This window comes from Stenotrophomonas sp. 1278 (genome assembly GCF_029892765.1).
GTDB classification, from domain to species: Bacteria; Pseudomonadota; Gammaproteobacteria; order Xanthomonadales; family Xanthomonadaceae; genus Stenotrophomonas; species Stenotrophomonas indicatrix.
Window position 1 is genome coordinate 214,173 of sequence record NZ_JARXWD010000003.1, and the last position, 18,922, is coordinate 233,094.

Here is an 18,922-nt window from a genome sequence, read left to right on the forward strand (position 1 = left end):
TGCGCAAGAAACAGGGAAAGAGCGTGAAGAAACAACGCCTTGCAGCGTTCCTGTGGCAATTTTAACCGCTTCCGGTCCGATTTTGATGCAACGCAGCATCCGACGGCTCGCGGCACCCTCACCTGGTAGCTCCGGGCCATGCCCGGCGATGCCCTCGATCACGCCAGCTCAAGAATCTCGTCACCGGCCTCATCGATCTCGCCGGTCGCCTTCCAGCCCAGGTGCCGGTAGAAGCCATGGGAACGCGAGTGCGGGTCGGCCGAGCAGGCCAGGAAGAGGCGGCTGTGGCCGGCATCGCGGCTCAGGCTGACCACGTCCTGCAGCAGTTGCCGGCCGATGCCACGGTTCTCGAATTCCGGCAGCAGCGCCAGCACCAGCACCTCGCCGCTTTCGCGGTCGGCAAAGCAGTAACCGGCCATCCGTTGGCCCTCCCAGGCGACGCGGCCAATCGAATCGCCATCGGCGATACCTGCGGCCCAGCTCTCTTCGGTGATGCCCAGCTCGGCCAGTTGCGCTGCACTGAAGGCGTTCTCGCGGGTACGCCCGCGCAGGTCGATGCAGGCGGCGGCGTCATCGGGACGGGCATTGCGGTAGTGGATCGTCATCTGGGAAACCTGCGGTCGAATGGAACCGGGCGATTGTGGCCGACGCCTATGGAGATTGGATGGAGACCGGCGGCGCTCCTCACTCACTGCCGATGGTGAAGTACTCCGCCGCGAAGTAGCCCAGTTGATAGGCCAGCGTCGCTGCGGCCAGCCCCAGTTGCGCGCGCGTACTGCGCAGATGCCAGCCCAGCGCGGCGACGATGAGCATCAGCACCGTATGCAGGGGGTAGGCTTCGCCCAGCAGCCGCCATCGGCTTCCCCCTTTGATCGCGGTATCCACAAGATCCAGAAGGGTCAATATCGCGACCACCCCGAAGATCCAGCGTCGACGCTGCATCAGATAGTTGCCGTAACTTCCGTACTCGCGCAGGTCTTCGGGAAACAGCAGCGCGCACAGCAGGAACCAGGTCGCGCAGTAGGTGATCACGAACAGATAGATTTCAAACGTCCAACGGTGTACCTCAACCAGGCGGAACTCCCACCACCAGAAGGTCACCAGCGATACCAGCGTCCACACCACCCAGCACAGGTGCAGCGCCGAACAGCCACGCCGCTGCGGGTGTTCGATGATCTGCGCCAGCCCCTTCAGCAGGGTGGTGATGGACAGGCCGAGGATGATCCCCATCACCACGCGGATATGCAGGAATACCGGTTCGGTTTCCATCGGTCAGCCCCCTCGTCGGTTGCACCGATGCTTGCATGAAAAGGGGGCGGAGGGGATCAAGGCGTTTGTAGCACAAGCGACTTGATCCTCTCCGTCCCCTCATCAGCGCCTGCGCTGCACCAGTGCCGAGGCGGCGTCCAGCACTGCCCGGGTCAGCAGGGCCATCGTCTGCACGTCGCCTTTCCAGTGCTGCCAGTACAGCGGCACGTCTTCCCACGCGCGCTGCCGCACGTAGACCAGGCGCCCGGCGTCCAGATGGCGCTTGACCAGCGGCAGCGGGTTCATCGTCCAGCCCAGCCCGCCCAGATTGGCCTGCACGAAGGCGCGGGTGGAAGGAATCCACCACGTCGGCGCGGTGCTGGGCAGGTCGGCGCCGGCCATGCGCCGGGCAAAGCGCGACTGCATGTCGTCCTTGCGGTTGAACACCAGCACCGGTGCCTGCGCCAGCGCCTGTGCGGTCACGCCCTTGGCGAAGTGCTGCTCGCGGAACTCCGGCGTACAGGTGGCGGCGTAGCGGATGCTGCCCAGCGCGTGGATCTGGCAGCCCTGCACCGGCTCGTCCAGGGTGGTCACGGCCCCCAGCACGGTGCCCTGGCGCAGCAGTTCGACGGTGTGGTCCTGGTCCTCCACCCGCAGGTCCAGGGTGGTGCCGGTGCCCTGCGCGAACTGCTGGGCGGCCTGTGGGAACCAGGTCTCCAGGCTGTCGTGGTTCACCGCTACAGGGATGCTGGCCTGCGGCAGGTCCTCGTCGGCCAGGCCCATCCGGTGCAGCGCGTCGTGCTCCAGCAGGGCGGTCTGCTCGGCCAGCTGCACCAGCAACTGGCCCTCGGCAGTCGCGGTCGCAGGCGTGCCGCGCTTGACCAGCAGGCGGCCGATGCGGTCTTCCAGTGCCTTGACCCGCTGCGAGATGGCCGAGGGGGTGACGTTGAGCGACTGCGCGGCACGGTCGAAGCTGCCTTCGCGGATCACCGCAGCCAGGGCCCGCAGCTGAGCATGGTCGATGCGCATGGCGATTAAGCTCCGCTAATGTTGGTTTAGTAAGTTTAGCTCGTCTTTTCTATGTTGCGGCGCGACAATGGCGCCCGTTCCGGTGCTGTCCGCCTTCGCGAGGCACCGCTCCCCCAAGCAAGACAAGGTAGTGAATCCCATGTTCTCGGTCATCTCCGCCAGCACCGGCCTTGGTGCCTGGTTCAGTGGTGCGGCTACCGGCATCGGCCTGTTTGCCGTGGTCGGCGCCCAGAGCGCCTTCATCCTGCGCCAGGGCATCCTGCGCAAGCACATCGTGCCGGTGGTCGCCACCTGCGCGGCCATCGATGCAATCTTCATCTTCGCCAGCGTGGCCGGCCTGCGCACGCTCACCACCGCGCTGCCGTGGCTGACCACCGCCGTCCTCTGGACCGGTGTGGCCTTCCTGGCGTGGTATGCGATGAAGTCGGCACGCCGTGCGATCGCCGGTGGCGGTGGCATGGGCGAAGCCGACAGCGATGACGGTAGTCGTCGTGCGGTGCTGATGGCGGCGGTCGGCTTCTCGCTGATCAATCCGCACTTCTGGCTGGACATGATGGTGATCGGCTCCATCGCCGAGAACTTCGGCAATGCGCGCATGGCCTTCGCGGCCGGCGTGGTCACCGCCAGCTGCCTGTGGCTGACCGCGCAGGGCCTGGGCGCGCGCCTGCTGGCACCGCTGTTCACCAAGCCCAGCACCTGGCGCGTGCTGGACGGCACCATCGCGGTGATCCTCAGCATCCTGGCCCTCACTCTGGCGGTGCGCGGGGTCCATTGACCCGGCGCACGCCCCCCGAACCCACGTCCTTACTCTCTCTCTCCAAGGTAGTGGCAACGACGGCACCGGCAACGGTGCCGTCGTTTTTTCTGCCCACTGGCGGCGCGCCCGCTTGCCTGCCTAGAATCGAGACTGCGGGCAGGGGCCCCGTTCTCAGGGGGAAGGATGCGCAGGATTGTGCTTGCCGCGCTGCTGTGCGCGGTGGTGGGCGGGACGTCGGCGGGTACCGGCGGGGTGGACCTGGACCGCTACCTGCGGCAGGAAGCATTCGCCGACATCAAGATTTCGCCGGGTGGCGAGTACGTGGCTGCCACGGTTCCGATCGAGGCGGGTACGGCGCTGGCGATCTACCGGATCGCCGACATGAAGATGGTCGGCACCTTCCGCCCACCCCGCAACAACCACGCCCATACCTTCGACTGGGTAAGCAATGAACGCCTGCTTGTGGGGATGGCGCAGAAGCTGGGTGTGCTGGATCGACCAGCGCCCACCGGCGAGCTGTTCGGCATCAACGCCAACGGCAAGGGGGGAGAACTGCTGGTCGGCTACCGCACCGCTGAAACCGGACTGGGCACCAACATCAAGGTCAAGCCTGCGGGAATGGTGGCGGCTTTCCTCACCGATGAGTTGAAGGACGACGATCGCAACGTGCTGGTGGCGGTCACTCCGTTCACCGACAACGCGGCCACCCAGATCGAACGCATGGACGTGAGCACCGGTCGCCGCAACGCGGTCGCGCGCGCGCCGATCGCGCAGGCCGCCTTCACCATCGACGCCCGGGGCGAAGTGCGCTTCGCTTACGGCGTCGGACCTGACCAGAAAAAGAAGCTGTATTACCGCGCCGGTGCCAGCAGCGAATGGATACTGCTGCACGACGAGGCCTTGAACCCGCGCAACGAAGCGGCCATCGGCTTCTCGGCCGACGGCCGCCTGGCCTATCTGCAGGTGGAGCAGGCCGAAGGCCCCGACGTGATCGTCAGCTGGAACCCGCAGAGCAACGAGCGGCGAACGGTTCTGCGTGATGAGATCGCCGACCCTGCACGCATCATCCACCGCCCCGGTACGCAGGTGCCGGTGGGCGCGCTGTTCACGGGCACTACCCCACGCACGCGCTTCTTCGATGAGACCTCGGAGGATGCCCGGCTTTATCGCAGCCTGGAAACCGCGCTGGGTGCTCCGGTATACATCACCTCCAGCACCCGCGACGGCAGCACTGTCCTGGTGGAATCCTGGTCGGGCCGCAATCCGGGTGATTTCTACCTGTATGACACGCTGGGCAAGCGCGCCCGGCACCTGATCAGCCGCAGCGACTGGATCGACCCGGCGCAGAGTGCCGACGTACGCGCCATCACCTTGCAGGCCCGCGACGGCCGCCCCCTGCATGGATTCCTTACCGTGCCACCGGGGGTGCCGATGCGCGCGCTACCGATGGTGGTGGTGCCGCATGGCGGTCCGATCGGGGTCCTGGACGATGGCACGTACTCCACCGAGACGCAGATGCTGGCGGCCGCCGGCTATGCCGTGCTGCAGGTGAATTTCCGTGGCTCGGCCGGTTACGGGCGCGCACATGCGCAGGCTGCGCGCAAACAGTGGGGCGCGGCGATGCAGGATGATGTGACCGATGCCACGCGCTGGGCCATCGAGCAGGGAATTGCAGACCGTGAACGCATCTGCATCTATGGGGCCAGCTACGGCGCCTATGCGGCGCTGATGGGGACGGTGCGAGAGCCGGGTCTTTACCGTTGTGCGGCAGGTTACGTTGGCATCTACGACCTGCCCTTGATGTATGCGCGCGGGGATATCCAGAGTGACGAATCCGGGTTGATCTACCTGCGCGAGTGGTTGGGACGGCCCAAGGATCTTGTCGAACGCTCGCCGGTCAACCTGGCCGCGCAGGTTGGCGTGCCGGTGCTGCTGGCCGCCGGCCGCGAAGACCAGCGCGCACCGGTGGTGCATACCGAGCGGATGGAGGCGGCATTGAAGCAGGCCGGAACGCCTGTGCAGGCGCTGTACTACAAGAACGAAGGGCATGGGCTGTACAACCTGGCCAACCAGCGCGACTACTACGGCCACCTGCTGGCGTTCCTGTCGCGCAGCCTGGGCGGAGCAACGGCGCAGGTGACGGCCACTGGCAATGCAGAGAAGGCGCCCTGAGTCCGGCGATGGCGGCCTCGCACTGGCGGAGCCATCGCGGGCCTGCCTAGAATCGGCGAATCTGGACAGGGTGTCCGGGCAGGGAGGGGGAAGGATGCGCAGGACTGTACTTGCCGCGCTGTTGTGCGCGGTGGTGGGCGGGACGTCGGCGGGTACCGGCGGGGTGGACCTGGAGAAGTACCTGAAACCGGAGTCGTTTTCGAACGTCAAGCTCTCGCCCGGCGGCGACTACGTTGCCGGCACCGTACCGCTGGACGATTCCACCGCGCTGGTCATCCTGCGCACGTCCGACCGCAAGCCTGCCGGCGTGTTCCGCCCACAGGACAAGAACCACGCCAACACCTTTGAATGGGTGAGCAACGAGCGCCTGCTGGTCGGCCTGGCCGAGAAGCTTGGAGTACTCGATACGCCGCAGCCCACCGGTGAACTGTACGGGGTCAACGTCGATGGCAAGGGCGGGGAACTGCTGGTCGGCTACCGCGTGCAGGGGCGCGGGTTGGGTACGCGCATCCAGCCGAAGAAGGTGGAGGACGTCGCGGCCTTCCTCACCGACGAACTGGCGGGCGACGACCGCAATGTGCTGATCGCGGTATGGCCCTTCGCCGAGGACCCCTACACCCGGGTCGAGCGGCTTGACGTGGTCAGTGGGCGTCGCGTGCGCGTTTCCGGTTCACCCGTGCAGCGTGCCGATTTCACTACCGATCATCAGGGTGAAGTGCGCTTCGCCCACGGCGCAGCGTCGGACAACGTCAACAAGCTCTACTACCGCGCCGGGACCAATGCGCAGTGGTCGCTGGTCAATGACGAGTCGCTGAGCCACCGGATAGAAACCGCAATCGGCTTCTCCGAAGATGGCGCGCTGGCCTATCTGCAGGTCGAGCAGCCCACCGGGCCCGATGCCATCGTCAGCTGGAACCCGCAGACCGGCCAACGGCGCGAGGTGCTGCGCGATGGCGTGGTCGATCCCTACGCGATCATCTTCCGCCCGGGCACCCGCGTGCCGGTGGGCGCGCTGTTTGCCGGCGATGCACCGCGTACGCGGTTCTTCGATGAGAAGGGCGCCGATGCCCGTCAGTACCGCAGCCTTGAGGCGGCGTTCGGCGGCCCGGTGTTCATCACCTCCAGTACCCGCGATGGCGGCAAGGTGGTGGTGCAGACGTGGTCGGGCAGCAATCCCGGGGATTTCTACCTGTTCGACACCCGCGCAAAGGCGGCCGAGCATCTGCTCAGCCGCAGCGAATGGATCGATCCGAAACTGGCCGCCACCGTGCGTCCGTTCTCGCTGAAGGCGCGCGACGGACTGCCGCTGCACGGCTTCCTGACCCTGCCGCCGGGCAGCGAAGGGCGCAATCTGCCGTTGGTGGTGCTGCCGCACGGTGGCCCCATCGGCGTATTCGATGAGGGCAGCTACAGCAACGAGCCGCAGATGCTGGCAGCAGCAGGGTATGCCGTGTTGCAGGTCAACTTCCGTGGTTCGGCCAACTATGGCCGCGCGTTCACCCAGGCGGGTGCGAAGCAGTGGGGCGCGGCCATGCAGGACGATGTGACCGACGCCACCCGCTGGGCCATCGCAGAGGGCATCGCCGACAGCAACCGCATCTGCATCTATGGGGCCAGCTACGGTGCGTATGCCGCGATGATGGGGCCGATCCGCGAACCCGGGCTGTACCAGTGCGCGGCAGGCTACGTCGGTGTGTACGACCTGCCGCTGATGTTCAGTGGTGAGGCACAGTTGAGCGATTCGGCCATGGCCTGGCAGCGCGAATGGGTAGGCGATCCGAAGACCCTGGGAACCCGTTCGCCGGTGAACCTGGCCGCACAGCTGAAAGTGCCGGTGTTCCTGGCCGCTGGCGGCGAAGACACGCGTGCGCCGATCAAGCACACCGAGCGCATGGAAGCAGCGCTGAAGGCGGCCGGCTCACCGGTGGAGAGCCTGTACTACCGCACCGAAGGGCACGGTTTCCACCGGCCTGAGCACCAGCGCGAGTACTACAGCAGGCTGCTGGCCTTCCTGTCACGCAGCCTGGGCGGCAGCACCACCAGCACCAGCGCGACCGCAGGCGCCGACAAGGCGCCGTAAGGCAGGCGCGCCGCGGACCCGGTGCCGGGCAGGGGGATGCCCGGCTTCAAGGAGAACGTCATGAAACATGCAACGGTGCTGGCCGCATTGATGGCCATCTGCGGCGTGGGTGGGGCGGAGGCTGCGGAGGTTTCGCTGGACGGCTACGTACGCCGCGCGGAGTTCAATGACATCCAGCTCTCGCCCACCGGCGAGTACCTGGCCATGACCTTGCCACTGGACGGCGCAACTGCCGTGGCGGTGCTGCGTACCGACACGATGGAACTGGTCGGCAATTTCCGGCCGCCACGCAACAATCACGCCGCCGAGGTCGACTGGGTGAGTGACACCCGCCTGCTCATCGGCCTGGCCGAGAAATGGGGGCCCCTGGACCAGCCACGGCCGACCGGCGAACTGTATGCCATCGATGCCAATGGCAAGCGCGGTGATCTGCTGGTCGGTTACCGCGCGCGCCCGGACGAGCCCGGCTTCGTGACCGGACGGGTGGCCGAGCAGGTCGCTGCATTCCTGGCCGATCCGCTGGCTGCCGACGAGCGCAACGTGTTGATCTCGCTGTGGCCATTTGCCAACGACACCAATACGCGGTTGGAACGGATGGATGTCATCACCGGGCGCCGCGTCCTGGTCTCGCGCTCGCCGGTGCAGCGCGCAACGTTCACCACCGACAATCAAGGCGAACTTCGCTTCGCCCACGGTGCCGCCGCCGACAACGTCAACAAGCTCTACTATCGCCAGGACCGCGATCAGTGGACCCTGGTCAACGACGAAGGCAGCAGCCATCGCATCGAACGCCCGATCGGCTTCTCCGCCGACAACCGGCTGGCCTACCTGGTGGTGGAGCAGGCCCGCGGCCCCGATACGGTGGTCAGCTGGGATCCGGTCAGCGGAGAACGGCGTACGCTGCTGCAGGACGACACCGTCGACCCCACCCGCGTGGTCTACCAGCCCGGCACGCGCGTGCCGGTGGGTATCCAGTTCGTCGGCGCCGTCACGCGCACCGCCTTTTTTGATGAGCAGTCGCCGACCGCCAGCACCCAGCGCAGGCTTGAAAAGGCGTTTCCCGGGCAGGTCGTGAGCCTGCTCACCGGCACCCGCGACAACGCGCGGCTGCTGGTGAAGGTGAGCTCTGCGACCAATCCCGGCGACTATTTCCTGTACACCACCGCCACCCGAAACGCCGCGTTCCTCACCAGCCGCCATCGCTGGTTTGATCGTGACGGCGGTGCCAGCGTTCGCCCGGTCACCCTGGCTGCGCGGGACGGCCTGCCGCTGCATGGCTTCCTTACCCTGCCCAGGGGTAGTGATGGCCACAACCTGCCGATGGTGGTGGTCCCGCATGGTGGCCCGATCGGCGTGTTCGATGACGGTGGTTTCGAGCGCGAGAACCAGTTGCTGGCCGACGCCGGCTACGCGGTGCTGCAGGTCAACTTCCGCGGCTCGGGCAACTACGGCCGTGCACATACCCAGGCCGCTGCCCGGCAATGGGGCCGCGCGATGCAGGACGATGTGACCGACGCCACCCGCTGGGCGATCAGCCAAGGCATCGCCGACAGCGCACGCATCTGCATCTACGGTGCCAGCTACGGTGCGTACTCGGCCATGATGGGCGCTGTGCGCGAGCCGGGGCTGTACCGCTGCGCGGCAGGCTATGTGGGGGTGTACGACCTGCCGTTGATGTTCAAACGCGGCGACATCCAGGATCGCGCCTCCGGCGTGACCTATCTGCAGGAGTGGCTGGGTGATCCGGCCACGCTGGCGGCGGTGTCGCCGGTGAATCTTGCGGCGAGCATCAAGGTGCCCGTGCTGCTGGCCGCTGGTCGCGAAGATCTGCGTGCCCCGGTGCAGCACACCGAACGCATGGAAGCTGCATTGAAGCAGGCCGGCGTGCCCGTGGAAGCGCTGTATTACCCGCGCGAGGGCCATGGCCTGTACGCCGAGGCCAACCAGCGCGACTACTACAGCCGATTGCTTGCCTTCCTGTCACGCAGCCTTGGCGGTAGCACGGCTGCCGCCGCGACGTCTTCCGAAAAGGGCAAGGCGCCCTGAAACAGACGCGGCGGCGACCGACGTGGTGGCCGCCGCGGCATCCTGCCGCCGGGCGTTACTTCACCCCATGCATCATCCGCTTCAACAGCGGCGCAGCGATGAAGGCCAGCAACGCGCAGCCCAGGCCGATCCACATCAGCAGCCAGAACAGGTGCGCATAGGCACCGGCCGCAGCGGCCATGTCCAGCGTTTCGCCTTCAGGTACGTCGATCGCCGCCAGCTTGCCGAACAGCGCGGCCAGCGTTTCGGAGAAGGCCGTCGCCAGGAACCAGGTGCCCATCATCAGGCTCATCACCCGTGGCACCGCCAGCTGGGTGACCGCCGACAGGCCGACCGGCGACAGGCACATCTCGCCGCTGGCCAGCAGGAAGTAGGCCAGCACCAGCCACCACACGCTGGCCATCTCGCCGGTGGCACCAACGTGCTGCGCGGCCAGCGCCAGCGGTACGAACGACAACGCACCGATCACCAGGCCCCAGGCCGACTTCACCGGCTTGCCCGGTTCCCAGCCACGGCGGTCCATCCAGGTCCACAACGCGGCGAAGGCCGGCGCCAGCAGCACCAGGAACAGGCCGCCGAGGTAGGTCAGCGAACCGGCGGTCTGCGGAATCACCAGGCAGTCGCGTACCAGCAGCACCAGCATCAGCGCGACGATGGCGATGAAGAACGTACGCGGCGCGGACGAGCCGGGGCGACGCTCGGACAGGCGCGCGCTGACCACGAAGCCCAGCGGTGCCAGCAGCAGCGAGAGGATCGACCACGGAAGCGGTGAACCTTCGCGGATCACCAGCGCCGGCACGATGTCCTTGGTCAGCAGGCGGTCGGTGAAGGTCACCCACGAACCATACGACTGCTCGTACATCGTGAAGAACACCAGTGCCATGAAGATCAGCACCATCAGCGCGACCATCTGCTGGCGCTGCACCGGCGTGCACTGGGTGCCGGTGAACCACGCGAACCAGACCAGCACGCCGCCCAGCACCACCAGCATCAGCATCAGTGCCAGGCTGATTTCACCGCCAAGCGCGAAGGCACCGTTGCCGGCCGCCCACATCAGCCAGGCCACCGGCAGCACGCCGATCACCGCGCACAGGTAGATCAGCCATTCGCGCGGCAGGCCCAGCACCTTCTGCTTCAAGGTCGCCGGTTGCGGCGGCTCGGCGTGGCCCTGCAGGTATTTCTGGCCCCACAGGAACATCGCCAGGCCGGCCAGCATGCCGATGCCGGCCGCACCGAAGCCGTACTTCCAGCCGTAGACCTCGCCCAGGAAACCGCACACCAGCGAAGAGAACAGGGCGCCCAGGTTGATGCCGGCATAGAACAGCGAGAAGCCCGAATCGCGGCGCGGATCGTCCTGCGGGTAGAGCTTGCCGACGATGGTGGAGATGTTCGGCTTGAGGAAGCCGACGCCCATGATGATCAGCGCCAGCGACAGGTAGGTCACGGCCAATGCCGAGGTGTCGCGCACTACTTCGCCATTGACCCGGTATGCGGCGTGGCCCTCGAAGGCCATGCCGAGGTGGCCGAGCACCAGCAGGATGCCGCCGAACAGCACCGCCCGGCGCATGCCCAGCCAGCGGTCGGCCAACATGCCGCCGAACACCGGGATGCAGTACACCAGCCCGCCGTACGCGCCGAGCAGGTCCAGCCCGGCCTTGTCGCCGAACAGGTGGTACTTGGTGAGGTACAGCAGCAGCAGCGCCTTCATGCCGTAGAAGGAGAAGCGCTCCCACATTTCGGTGAAGAAGCAGACGTAGACGCCCTTGGGATGGCCGAGGAAGTCGTCGGAAGCGATAGCAGTGGAATTCATCGCGGAATTATAGGCGTGCGCTGCAGGCGCGCGCCGGGTAGCGCCGGGCGATGCCCGGCGGTCCTGTGCAACGCCGGGCGTGGCCCGGCGCTACCGTTCACAGGTACCGCAACCAGGCCAGGTCGCGTCGGCGCGCCTTGAACCGCGCGAACGCCCGCGTTGGCGGGTACAGCACCACCGCCAATGCACAGGCCACCAGCAGCAGGCCGGCCACCGAGTCCAGTGCATACAGGCAACCGTGGGTCGGGCCCCAGGTCTTCAGGGCCGCCAGGTACAGCAGCTTCAGCACGTACAGGTGCAGCAGATAGAAGAACATCGGCGCTGCGCCGATATCGGCCAGCGGCCGCAGTGCACGCGCCAGCGGCGGCCACTCGTACAGCCGCAACAGCAGCAGGCCCACGCCCAGGGTCAGCAGCAGGAACTGCAGCGAGGGCGGGTACTTGGTGATGTTGAACACGCTCATCCACGTGCGCAGCGTGGTCTGCTGGTACTGCCACGGCGTGTCGCCATAGCCGTTGGCGAAGCGCAGCAGGGCGAAGGCGGCCAGTGCGCCCAGCCCGGACCACAGCAGCCGCTGCCGGCGCTGCTGTGGGTCGCTGCCGGCAGCGAACCACGGCGCCATCAGGTAGCCCAGCGCGATCACCCCGATCCATGGCAGCACGGGGTAGGAGGTACGCAGGCTCAACGGCCCAGCCTCGATCCAGTCGCGCTGGTGCAGCACCTTCCACAGCACCGCCAGAGCGCCGTCGCCCTGCACCCGTACGCCGTCCAGCAGGTTGTGGCCGACCACCAGCGTCACCGCCAGAACGGCCAGCAGCGGCCGCGGCAGCCACAGCAGGCCGGCCAGCGCGATCATGCTCAGGCCGATCGCCCATATCACCTGCAGGTACAGCGTCTCCGGCGGCCACTGGAAGGTCCAGGCGACGTTGACCAGGGTCAGTTCCAGCACCACCAGGAACAGGCCGCGCTTGAGCAGGAAAGCCGCAATGGCACGGCGCGGATCGGCATGGCGCTGGCCGTACAGCCAGGCCGACAGGCCGGTCAGCAGCACGAACACCGGCGCGCACAGGTGGGCCAGCAGGCGGCAGGCAAACAGGGCAGGGGACACCGTCGCCGCGTCCATCGGATCGCTGACCTGATGCTGCAGGAAGAACGTCTCGCGCACGTGGTCGAGCAGCATCAGCAGCATCACGGTGCCGCGCAACTGGTCGATGGAGGCCAGCCGGGAGGAGAGAGGGGCCACGGGCGCTCAGGTCAATGGCGTGACAGGATATAACATAACAATAAATTGTTTCCAGCGCGTGCTGTCCGTTGTCGGCGAGCGCGCGCGTCGGCTCAGGGCAGGCAGACCGCAGGACTCCAGCCTAGAGCGTCGTCGTAGCGGACCTGGATCGCGTGCAGGCTGCCGTCGGCGTTCGCCTTCAGGCAGAATCGGGCGCTGTAGAACTGGGTGGCGCCGGTCCTGGTGGCCGACATCGAGACGTCGTACAGGCGTCCAGGCTTCAGCGGCATGGACGTTTGTCTTGCAACGGCGTTGGCTGGTACTTCTCCGTAGAGCACGCAGGCTCCGGGTGGAAGCGGGAGTGACGCGGGATAGACAAACTCGAAAGACCATTGCTGCCGCAGCGGTGGAGTAATCGCGTCATACACCTCCACACCAAACACCTGCGGAGTCTCACCGATACGCTTGCGCTCTTTCTTGGGAAGCCCGAAACAGGGTTTGCCAGCGTGGTCGGTGACCTCGATCGCGCCAACGCGACTCCAGGCAGATGCGTGATCGCAAAGCGGCATCAGGCAGAACAGGGTCGCGATGGCCATGACTGGCGATGTGATCGGGCGGATCCGAAGTGCATTGTTCATAGGGCGGCTCAGCGTCATGCGTCCAGATCGTGAACACGATGCATGGGCAGTTGAGACACTTCAAACTGTGTCGCCTGGAGTGCTGCGGTGGCGGCTGGCCTGGCCCATGCAGGGCAAGGAAACCGCGAGACCCGCTAGCTCCCTGGAATGTGCCTGATGCGCTTGATGCGTTGGCCGAGTTTGGCCAAAAGCGACTATCCCACTGGCCGCCCGACCGCAACCCTCCCGAACCGCACTGGACTTGCTGCCCCCTGAACGCTAGCGTGACAGGGATTTTTTGCCAGCAGGGGCTTTCATGAACCATGACGCTGCGCCCAAGCAGCTCACTTTCCGCGCGGTGGTCCTGGCCATCGTGCTGGCGGTGGTGCTGTCGGCCGCAAACGCCTACCTCGGTCTGTTCGCAGGCCTGACCATCGCCACCGCGATTCCCGCCGCGGTCATTTCCATGGGCGTGCTGCGCCTGCTGGGGGGCGGTTCGATCCTTGAGAACAACATCGTGCAGACCGGCGCTTCGGCCGGTTCGTCGATCGCCGCCGGTGTGATCTTCACCATCCCCGCGCTGGTGATCATGGGCTACTGGCCGGACTTCAAGTACTGGTGGGTGCTGGGCATCGCCGGTCTCGGTGGCCTGCTGGGCGTGCTGTTCTCGGTGCCGCTGCGCCGTTCGATGATCGTCGAAGATCCGCTTCCGTTCCCGGAAGGCAAGGCTGCGGCCGAAGTGCTGAAGGCCGGTGAGAACCCCGGCCCGGGCCTGAAGATCCTCGGCCTGTCGGCGGTGATCGGTGCGTTCGTGAAGCTGGCCGCGGAAAGCGGCATGCGCCTGATCCCAGACGCCTGGGCCACCTCGGCCTATGTCGGCAGCTCCAAGGTCACCGCCTTCATCGGCACCAACCTGTCGCCCGCACTGCTGGGCGTGGGGTACATCGTCGGCCTCAACGTCGGCATCGTGGTGGTGTCCGGCTCGATCCTGACCTGGCACATCGCCATCCCGATCTACCAGGCGTTCTTCATGAACACCGATCCGGCGCTGGCCGCCTCGATCGCCACCGCCTCGTCCACCGAAGCGGCGTTCGCCATCTGGGGCGCGAAGATGCGCTACCTCGGTGTCGGCGCGATGCTGATCGGCGGCATCTGGACCCTGATCTCGCTGCGCAAGTCGCTGCTCAACGGCGTCAAGAGTGGCTTTGCGGCCGCGCGCAAGAGCGGTGGCCCGGTGCTGGCGCACACCGAGCGCGACCTGCCGATGAAGTGGATGCTGGTGGCGCTGGTGGTGTTCACCCTGCCGCTGCTGGCGCTGTACCAGGCCATCGTCGGCCAGTGGCACGTGTCGATCCCGATGACCCTCATCATGATCGTCGCCGGCTTCCTGTTCGTTTCGGTGTCGGCCTACCTGGCCGGCCTGATCGGTTCGTCCAACAACCCGGTCTCGGGCATCACCATTTCCACCATCCTGTTCGCTTCGGCGGTACTGGTGCTGCTGCTGGGCAAGGATGGCCTGCAGCCGGTCGGTGCCTTCGGTGCGCCGCTGGGTGCGGTGGCCGCGATCATGATCGGCGCGGTGGTGTGCTGTGCCGCCGCCGTCGGTGGCGACAACCTGCAGGACCTCAAGGCCGGCTACATCGTCGGTGCCACCCCGTGGAAGCAGCAGCTGATGCTGGGCATCGGCGCGTTCTCGTGCGCGCTGATCATGGCCCCGGTGCTGAACCTGCTGGCCACCGCCTACGGCATCGGCGTCAAGTCCGAGCTGCACCCGAATGCGCTGGCCGCACCGCAGGCCAACCTGATGGCGTCGGTGGCCAAGGGCCTGTTCGGTGGCGAGCTGCCGTGGACCTTCATCGGCATCGGTGCCGTGGTCGGTGCCGCCATCATCGCGTTCGACAGCTGGCTGAAGTCGCGCAACTCGCGTTTCCGCGTGCCGGTGCTGGCCGCGGCGATCGGCATCTACCTGCCGCTGGAACTGATGGTGCCGATCTTCCTCGGTGGCCTGATCTCCTACCTGGTCGAGCGCTTCCACAAGGTGCGCGCCGATGACGAAGAGGGCCGCGACCGCGTGCACAAGCCGGGCGTGCTGTTCGCTGCCGGCCTGATCACCGGTGAGGCGCTGATGGGTATCGCCATCGCCGTGCCTATCGTGGTCAGCAGCCGTGCCGACGTGCTGGCCGTGCCGTTCCACCTGCCGGCCGCGCAGTGGATCGGCCTGGCCGTGCTGTTCCTGGTCGGCTGGCTGATCTACCGCACCGGCAAGCGCGCCGTGGCGTAAGGGATGGGGGAGTGCCGGCCAGCGGCCGGCACTACCGGTGTCCCCAGCAAACCGCGCTACGGCGCGGTTTGCCTTTTCTGGCGGCAGCTCAGCCACGGCCATGACCGATGGCCTTGGCAGGCCCGGCCGCGCAGGCCTACCATCGGTTTTTTGCCGTCCTGCGGAGACCCCGATGAAACTGCGTCATGCCCTGCTGCCACTGAGCCTGCTGGCTGCCCTGCCCAGCGTCGCCGCTGCCCGTGGCCTGGAAGTCCGCGACATGGTGGCCATGGACCGCGTCTCCGCGCCGGTATTGACCGCCGACGGCGGCACCGTGGTGTTCGCCAAGCGCAGCACCGATGCCAACCTCAAGGCCAGCACCGCACTGTTCGCGCGCAACCTGCGCACCCGCGACGCGGCACCGCCGAAGCAGATCACGCCGTCTGGCTGGAACGTCAACTCCGCATCGCTGTCGGCCGATGGCCAGACCGTGTACTTCCTCAGCGCCAGGAACGGCAGCCAGCAGCTGTACGCACAGCCGATCAGTGGCGGCGCCCCGCGCCAGCTGACCGACTTCCCGGTGGACGTGGACAGCTACCACGTGTCGCCGCAGGACGACCGCGTGCTGTTCAGCGCCGGCGTGTTCCAGGCCTGTGCGTCGGACCTGGCCTGCACCGAAAAGAAGCTGAAGGACGTGGAAGGCGCCAAGGCCAGCGGCAAGGTCTTCGATTCGCTGTTCGTGCGCCACTGGGATACCTGGAATGACGGCCGCCGCAACACCCTGTTCGTCGCGCCGTTGCCGGCTGCCAAGGCCGGTGCGGTCAAGGGCGCTTCGGCGCTGAGCGCGACCATCGACGGCGACGCTCCGTCCAAGCCGTTCGGTGGCAATGACGATTTCGCCTGGTCGCCGGATGGCAGCAGCGTGGTCGCCAGCATCCGCGTGGCCGGCAAGCAGGAGCCGTGGTCGACCAACTTCGACCTGTACCGCTTCGATGCCGCCGGCAAGCAGGCGCCGGTCAACCTGACCGCGTCCAACCCGGCCTGGGATGCCGGCCCGGTGTTCAGCGCCGACGGCAAGACCCTGTTCTACCGCGCGATGAAGCGCCCAGGCTTCGAGGCGGACCGCTTCGGCCTGATGGCGATGGACCTGGCCAGCGGCAAGACGCGCGAGATCGCGCCGCAGTGGGACCGTTCGGCCGGCGGCATCGCGCTGTCCGCCGACGGCGCCAGCATCTACACCACCGCCGACGACCTCGGCGAACACCCGCTGTTCCAGATCGACGTGGCCAGCGGCAAGGCCACCAAGCTGATCGGCGATGGCAGCGTCACCGCCGTCGACGTGGCCGGCAACAGCGTGGCCATCACCCGCAACAGCCTGAAGAGCAACGACCAGGTGCTGGTCGGCCTGCTGCCGGCCGCTGGCGAGCCGATCGGCGCGCTGCGCGCACTGACCCCGGCCGCTGGCGAAGTGCTCAAGGATGTGAGCTTCGGCGACTACGAGCAGTTCGAGTTCAAGGGCTGGAACAACGACACCGTGCACGGCTATGTGGTCAAGCCGCACAACTACCAGGAAGGCAAGTCCTACCCGGTCGCGTTCCTTATCCATGGCGGTCCGCAGGGCAGCTTCGGCAATGGCTGGAGCTACCGCTGGAACCCGCAGACGTACGCAGGCCAGGGCTACGCTGTGGTGATGATCGACTTCCACGGCTCCACCGGTTACGGCCAGGCCTTCACCGATGCGATCAGCCAGCACTGGGGTGACCGTCCGCTGGAAGACCTGCAGAAGGGCTGGAGCGCGGCGCTGAAGAAGTACGACTTCCTCAACGGTGACAAGGCCTGCGCACTGGGTGCCAGCTACGGCGGCTTCATGGTCAACTGGATCGCCGGCAACTGGAACAGCCCGTTCAAGTGCCTGGTCAACCATGACGGTGTGTTCGACCAGCGCATGATGGGCTATGCCACCGAAGAACTGTGGTTCACCGAGTGGGAGCAGGGCGGTACCCCGTACCAGAAGGCGGCGAACTACGAGAAGTTCAACCCGGTCAACCACGTGGCTGACTGGAAGAAGCCGATCCTGGTGATCCACGGCCAGCAGGACTTCCGCATTCCGGTCGAGCAGGGCCTGGCTGCCTTCACTGCGGCCCAGCGCCAGGGCATCGAGTCGAAGTTCCTGTACTTCCCGGACGAGAACCACTGGGTGCTGAAGCCGAACAACAGCATCCTCTGGCATGACACCGTCAACGCCTGGCTGAAGCAGCACATCGGCAACTGATGACTGCAGTGCCGCCCTCAGGGGCGGCGCTCTGCTTTCTGGTAGTGCCGGCCGCTGGCCGGCAACCGCTTGCTGCTTCCCACCTGAACGAGATTGCCGGCCAGCGGCCGGCACTACCCAGAGCACCTGCATGATCCAGAACGACATCGTCGTCTTCGGCCTGATCGCCGCCACCCTTGGCGCCGTGTTCTGGACCGCTTCGCGCGAGCAGGGCCTGTGGAAGCGCTTCTATACCTTCGTGCCGGCGCTGCTGCTGTGCTATCTGCTGCCGGGCATCTACAACACGTTCGGCCTGATCGACGGGCAGAACACCAAGCTGTACAACCCGGTCGCGCGTGACATCCTGCTGCCGGCGGCGCTGATCCTGTTGACCCTGGCGGTCGACATCAAGGGCATCCTGCGGCTGGGGCCCAAGCTGGTGCTGATGTACCTGGGCGCCTCGGCCAGCATCATGCTGGGTGCGGTGGTCGCGTTCCTGGTCATGCGTGCCATCCATCCGGACACCGTCGCCGGCGATACCTGGGCCGGCATGGCGGCGCTGGCCGGCAGCTGGATCGGCGGCGGTGCCAACATGCTGGCCATGCGCGAAGTGTTCGATGTCAACGCGACCACGTTCGGCCAGTTCGCGGTGGTCGATGTGGGTGTTGGCTACGTGTGGATGGCGGCGTTGATCTTCATGGCTGGGCGCGCGGCGAAGATCGATGCGCGCAGCGGTGCCGATACCTCCGCCATCGACGAGCTGAAGGAGCGCATCGCACGCTTCCAGGCCGAGCATGAGCGCATTCCCAGCCTGACCGATCTGATGCTGATCGTGGCCGTGGCCTTCGGTGGCGTCGGCCTGGCCCACGCCATCGGCGCGCCGCTGGCGGCCTGGTTCAAGGTCCACGTCAGCTGGGCATCGCAGTTCAGCCTGGACGCGCCGTTCGTGTGGGTGGTGGTGCTGTCGACCACGCTCGGCCTGGGCCTCAGCTTCACCCGTGCACGTACGCTGGAAGGCGCGGGCGCCTCGCGCCTGGGCTCGCTGCTGCTGTACTTCCTGATCGCCTGCATCGGCATGCAGATGGATCTGCTGGCGTTGCTGGATCGCCCGTGGCTGTTCCTGCTCGGCATCATCTGGATCAGCGTGCACATCGTGCTGCTGTGGTGCCTGGGCAAGCTGTTGAAGGTGCCGTTCTTCTACTTCGCCATCGGTTCGCAGTCGAACATCGGCGGCCCGGCCTCGGCACCGGTGGTGGCCGCTGCGTTCCATCCAGCGTTGGCGCCGGTAGGCGTGCTGCTGGGCACGATGGGCTATGCCACCGGCACCTATCTGGCGTATGTGGTCGGCATCACCCTGCGCGCGCTGGCCACGTGACCCACGGTAGCGCCGGGCCATGCCCGGCGAACCGCATCGCGGCGGCAGATGTGCA

13 protein-coding genes are annotated in these 18,922 nt (G+C 66.6%); 7 read left to right on the plus strand and 6 right to left on the minus strand.

What is annotated here, in order from left to right; all coding sequences use genetic code 11:
• Positions 1–158 precede the first annotated feature (158 nt).
• The 3 genes from M2299_RS04980 to M2299_RS04990 all read right to left on the minus strand — a co-directional run bounded on the left by M2299_RS04980 (position 159) and on the right by M2299_RS04990 (position 2,277).
• Positions 159–605 carry a GNAT family N-acetyltransferase gene (locus M2299_RS04980; protein WP_280883986.1) on the minus strand — a complete coding sequence of 149 codons (447 nt, stop codon included), beginning with the start codon at positions 603–605 and terminating at the stop codon, positions 159–161.
• Between the two features lie 79 nt (positions 606–684).
• Positions 685–1,269 carry a hypothetical protein gene (locus M2299_RS04985; RefSeq protein ID WP_025873891.1) on the minus strand — a complete coding sequence of 195 codons (585 nt, stop codon included), beginning with the start codon at positions 1,267–1,269 and terminating at the stop codon, positions 685–687.
• A 102-nt stretch (positions 1,270–1,371) separates the two neighbouring features.
• The gene (locus tag M2299_RS04990; RefSeq protein WP_025873890.1) at positions 1,372–2,277 is read right to left on the minus strand and encodes a LysR family transcriptional regulator ArgP; all 906 of its coding nucleotides are present in this window, start codon (positions 2,275–2,277) and stop codon (positions 1,372–1,374) included.
• 139 nt (positions 2,278–2,416) lie between these two features.
• On the opposite strand from M2299_RS04990, the gene M2299_RS04995 reads away from it, so the two are divergent.
• The 4 genes from M2299_RS04995 (at position 2,417) to M2299_RS05010 (ending at position 9,332) form a co-directional block, all read left to right on the plus strand.
• Positions 2,417–3,052, plus strand: a complete 636-nt coding sequence (locus M2299_RS04995; RefSeq protein WP_025873889.1) for a LysE family transporter — start codon at positions 2,417–2,419, stop codon at positions 3,050–3,052.
• Positions 3,053–3,217: 165 nt separating this feature from the next.
• Positions 3,218–5,206, plus strand: coding sequence for a S9 family peptidase (locus M2299_RS05000; protein ID WP_280883987.1), 1,989 nt, complete (start codon positions 3,218–3,220; stop codon positions 5,204–5,206).
• Between the two features lie 94 nt (positions 5,207–5,300).
• Positions 5,301–7,286, plus strand: coding sequence for a S9 family peptidase (locus M2299_RS05005; protein ID WP_280883988.1), 1,986 nt, complete (start codon positions 5,301–5,303; stop codon positions 7,284–7,286).
• A gap of 60 nt (positions 7,287–7,346) precedes the next feature.
• A complete protein-coding gene (locus M2299_RS05010; protein WP_280883989.1) occupies positions 7,347–9,332 on the plus strand; it encodes a S9 family peptidase in 1,986 nt (661 codons plus the stop codon).
• 55 nt (positions 9,333–9,387) lie between these two features.
• On the opposite strand, the gene M2299_RS05015 is transcribed toward M2299_RS05010, so the two are convergent.
• The 3 genes from M2299_RS05015 to M2299_RS05025 form a co-directional block, all read right to left on the minus strand.
• Positions 9,388–11,142, minus strand: coding sequence for an oligopeptide:H+ symporter (locus M2299_RS05015; protein ID WP_033830614.1), 1,755 nt, complete (start codon positions 11,140–11,142; stop codon positions 9,388–9,390).
• A 97-nt stretch (positions 11,143–11,239) separates the two neighbouring features.
• The gene (locus tag M2299_RS05020) at positions 11,240–12,385 is read right to left on the minus strand and encodes a heparan-alpha-glucosaminide N-acetyltransferase domain-containing protein (RefSeq protein WP_099783225.1); all 1,146 of its coding nucleotides are present in this window, start codon (positions 12,383–12,385) and stop codon (positions 11,240–11,242) included.
• A 92-nt stretch (positions 12,386–12,477) separates the two neighbouring features.
• Positions 12,478–13,020, minus strand: a complete 543-nt coding sequence (locus M2299_RS05025) for a hypothetical protein (RefSeq protein WP_243378961.1) — start codon at positions 13,018–13,020, stop codon at positions 12,478–12,480.
• A gap of 277 nt (positions 13,021–13,297) precedes the next feature.
• Here M2299_RS05025 and M2299_RS05030 point away from each other — a divergent pair, with 277 nt between their 5' ends.
• From M2299_RS05030 to M2299_RS05040, 3 genes are all read left to right on the plus strand, one after another.
• Positions 13,298–15,262 carry an oligopeptide transporter, OPT family gene (locus M2299_RS05030; protein ID WP_025873881.1) on the plus strand — a complete coding sequence of 655 codons (1,965 nt, stop codon included), beginning with the start codon at positions 13,298–13,300 and terminating at the stop codon, positions 15,260–15,262.
• A 172-nt stretch (positions 15,263–15,434) separates the two neighbouring features.
• Positions 15,435–17,513 carry a S9 family peptidase gene (locus tag M2299_RS05035; RefSeq protein WP_280883990.1) on the plus strand — a complete coding sequence of 693 codons (2,079 nt, stop codon included), beginning with the start codon at positions 15,435–15,437 and terminating at the stop codon, positions 17,511–17,513.
• Positions 17,514–17,643: 130 nt separating this feature from the next.
• A complete protein-coding gene (locus M2299_RS05040; protein WP_080149422.1) occupies positions 17,644–18,867 on the plus strand; it encodes a DUF819 family protein in 1,224 nt (407 codons plus the stop codon).
• The last annotated feature ends 55 nt before the right edge of the window (positions 18,868–18,922 follow it).

Excerpts from the sequence above, each read along its gene's own strand:
- M2299_RS04980 (WP_280883986.1), bottom strand. The coding sequence starts at position 605 with ATGACGATCCACTACCGCAATGCCCGTCCCGATGACGCCGCCGCCTGC.
- M2299_RS04985 (WP_025873891.1), bottom strand. The coding sequence starts at position 1,269 with ATGGAAACCGAACCGGTATTCCTGCATATCCGCGTGGTGATGGGGATC.
- M2299_RS04990 (WP_025873890.1), bottom strand. The coding sequence starts at position 2,277 with ATGCGCATCGACCATGCTCAGCTGCGGGCCCTGGCTGCGGTGATCCGC.
- M2299_RS04995 (WP_025873889.1), top strand. The coding sequence starts at position 2,417 with ATGTTCTCGGTCATCTCCGCCAGCACCGGCCTTGGTGCCTGGTTCAGT.
- M2299_RS05000 (WP_280883987.1), top strand. The coding sequence starts at position 3,218 with ATGCGCAGGATTGTGCTTGCCGCGCTGCTGTGCGCGGTGGTGGGCGGG.
- M2299_RS05005 (WP_280883988.1), top strand. The coding sequence starts at position 5,301 with ATGCGCAGGACTGTACTTGCCGCGCTGTTGTGCGCGGTGGTGGGCGGG.
- M2299_RS05010 (WP_280883989.1), top strand. The coding sequence starts at position 7,347 with ATGAAACATGCAACGGTGCTGGCCGCATTGATGGCCATCTGCGGCGTG.
- M2299_RS05015 (WP_033830614.1), bottom strand. The coding sequence starts at position 11,142 with ATGAATTCCACTGCTATCGCTTCCGACGACTTCCTCGGCCATCCCAAG.
- M2299_RS05025 (WP_243378961.1), bottom strand. The coding sequence starts at position 13,020 with ATGACGCTGAGCCGCCCTATGAACAATGCACTTCGGATCCGCCCGATC.
- M2299_RS05030 (WP_025873881.1), top strand. The coding sequence starts at position 13,298 with ATGAACCATGACGCTGCGCCCAAGCAGCTCACTTTCCGCGCGGTGGTC.
- M2299_RS05035 (WP_280883990.1), top strand. The coding sequence starts at position 15,435 with ATGAAACTGCGTCATGCCCTGCTGCCACTGAGCCTGCTGGCTGCCCTG.
- M2299_RS05040 (WP_080149422.1), top strand. The coding sequence starts at position 17,644 with ATGATCCAGAACGACATCGTCGTCTTCGGCCTGATCGCCGCCACCCTT.